The 2,400-nt window shown below is 76.0% G+C and carries 2 protein-coding genes and 1 pseudogene; all 3 read left to right on the top strand.

Annotated elements, in window-relative coordinates:
- A pseudogene (locus ACFW1A_RS40100) lies at positions 1 to 1,391 on the top strand (hypothetical protein); the annotation flags it as partial.
- A gap of 1 nt (position 1,392) precedes the next feature.
- Positions 1,393 to 1,815 (top strand): roadblock/LC7 domain-containing protein, encoded by a 423-nt coding sequence (locus ACFW1A_RS40095; protein WP_344447104.1) that lies wholly within the window; start codon positions 1,393 to 1,395, stop codon positions 1,813 to 1,815.
- 112 nt (positions 1,816 to 1,927) lie between these two features.
- Positions 1,928 to 2,353 (top strand): DUF742 domain-containing protein, encoded by a 426-nt coding sequence (locus tag ACFW1A_RS40090; RefSeq protein WP_380418607.1) that lies wholly within the window; start codon positions 1,928 to 1,930, stop codon positions 2,351 to 2,353.
- The last annotated feature ends 47 nt before the right edge of the window (positions 2,354 to 2,400 follow it).

Below are 2,400 nucleotides of genomic sequence, written 5' to 3'. Positions count from 1 at the left end.
GGGGCGCGCCCGCCGGTGGCCTGCCCACCCGCGAGGTCGGCCAGTCGCTGCGCGAGACCCCGCCGCCGGCGGGTGCCCCGCAGCAGCAGGGCGGCCGTCGTCCCGGTGCCCCGGCCGGCGGCCCCGGCGCCCTGCCGCGCCGCGGCGCGCCGCAGGAGCCGGCCCGGCAGCCCGCCCCGCAGGCCGGTGCCGGCGAGCAGTCCCAGCACGGTTGGGCGGACGGTCGGCCGCAGGGCCCGAACGTGCGCACCGACGTGGGCCCGAACGGGCGCCCCGGCCAGCTGCCGCAGCGTCAGCCCGGCCAGGGCCAGCCGCCGCAGGGCCGCCCGGCCCAGGGCCAGCCCCCGTTCGGCCAGCAGCAGTTCGCCCCGCAGCAGGGGCAGCGGCGGCCGCAGCCGGCCGGCGACCCGCAGGGTCCGCCGACCGTGCAGCAGCCGGTGCTCGGCCAGCAGGCCGCGGACCCGGCGGACACCGGTGCGCTGGCCCGTCCGCGCTTCGAGGCCAGCGACATCGACCCGCGCGACCCGCTGGGTCTGGGCCTGGTGGAGCCGGTGCTGCCGAGCGTGGCCAACCCGCAGCGGGTCGGCGAGGCCCGTGCCCAGGCCGCGCCCGCCCAGCCGCAGTACGGCCAGCAGCCCGGTCGGGCGGAGCAGTTCGCCCCGCAGCAGCAGCCGGCCGCCCAGCCGCAGCAGCAGTTCGGGCAGCAGCCCGCGCTGCCGCCGCGCCGCTCGCCGGAGCACGGCCAGCCGCCGCAGGGCGCCCGCCCGGACGACGGCCAGCAGGGCTTCCGCACCGGCGGTGCCAGCCGGATGGCCTCGGTCCAGGTGAACGAGCAGGCCGCGGCCGAGCGCGCCCAGGCGTCGCAGCAGGGCCGGCAGCGTCCGTACCAGCCGCAGCGTCCGGGCACCAGCGCGCCGGGCTTCGACCCGCAGGGTCCCCCGCCGCGCAACCCCCAGCAGCCGCCGGCCGGCCAGCCGCAGCAGCCCGAGGGCGAGCAGGCGCCGTGGCGTCCGTCGGCCAACGACGAGCGCTGGCGCCGGGCCGAGCAGCTGCGCCAGCCCACCTCGGACGGGGTCACCCTGTCCGGGCTGCCGCGCCGCACCCCGCAGGCGAACCTGGTGGCGGGCACCGCCGAGGCGGCTCCGCTGACCGGTCCTCAGGTCTCCCGGGCGCCCGAGGAGGTGCGCGGCCGGTTGACCAACCTGCGCCGCGGCATCCAGCAGGGCCGCCGGGCCGGTGCCGAGTCCACCCAGGGCATCCCGGTCCAGGGAATCCACCAGCAGAACCAGTCGTTCGACGGTTTCGGACGCCCCGGTGGTGCGGGCAGCAACCGCGAGGGCTACCGTTCTGCGGCACCGGACGCCTTCGGCACTGAGAACCAGGAGCACTGAGATGAGTCAGATGAGTCAGGCTGCCAGCAACCTGAACTGGCTGATCACCAATTTCGTGGACAACACCCCCGGGGTGTCGCACACCGTGGTGGTCTCCGCCGACGGTCTCCTGCTCGCCATGTCCGAGGGCTTCCCCCGCGACCGCGCCGACCAGCTCGCCGCCGTCGCCTCCGGCCTCACCTCCCTCACCTCCGGCGCCAGCCGGATCTTCGAGGGCGGCGACGTCAACCAGACCGTCGTGGAGATGGAACGCGGCTTCCTCTTCCTGATGGCCGTCAGCGACGGCTCCTCCCTGGCCGTCCTCGCCTCCCCCGACTCCGACATCGGCCTGGTCGGCTACGAGATGGCCCTCCTGGTCGACCGGGCCGGCGCCGTCCTCACCCCCGCCCTCCGCGCGGAGCTCCAGGGCAGCCTGCTGCACTGACCGGGACACCCACCCTCCGTCGGGCCCAGGTGCCATCGCGAAAGAGCCACCGGGCCCGACGCCCACACCCCATAGCTGATGCAGCATCAGCCGCAGCGCTAGGAGGACCCGCATGACCCCGCCCCCGACACCTGCCGGTAGTTACGGCAACGGGTACGGCTCCGGCTACGGCGATCAGAACAACGGCGGCTACGAGCAGCAGCCGCTGGTGCGTCCGTACGCGATGACCGGTGGCCGTACCCGACCGCGCTACCAGCTCGCCATCGAGGCACTGATCTCCACCACCGGCAACGCCGCCCGTTCCGGCGGCCTGCTCCCGGAGCACCAGCGGATCGTCCAGCTGTGCCAGGAGGTCAAGTCGGTCGCCGAGATCTCGGCGCTGGCCGGGGTCCCGTTGGGGGTGGCCCGGATCCTCGTGGCCGACCTGGCCGAAGCCGGCCTGGTCGCCATCCACCAGCCCGCCGCCGCCGGCGAGACGGGCGGAACGCCGGACGTCACGCTGCTCGAAAGGGTCCTCAGTGGACTTCGCAAGCTCTAGCCCCGCGGCCACCCGCGCCACCACCTCCGCAAAGATCGTCGTCGCGG

This window comes from Kitasatospora sp. NPDC058965 (assembly GCF_042741245.1).
In the GTDB taxonomy this organism is placed as follows: domain Bacteria; phylum Actinomycetota; class Actinomycetes; order Streptomycetales; family Streptomycetaceae; genus Kitasatospora.
Note: the sequence above shows the minus strand (reverse complement) of the source record. Positions and strands in the feature narration are given on the sequence as shown.

Excerpts from the sequence above, each read along its gene's own strand:
- ACFW1A_RS40095 (WP_344447104.1), top strand. The coding sequence starts at position 1,393 with ATGAGTCAGATGAGTCAGGCTGCCAGCAACCTGAACTGGCTGATCACC.
- ACFW1A_RS40090 (WP_380418607.1), top strand. The coding sequence starts at position 1,928 with ATGACCCCGCCCCCGACACCTGCCGGTAGTTACGGCAACGGGTACGGC.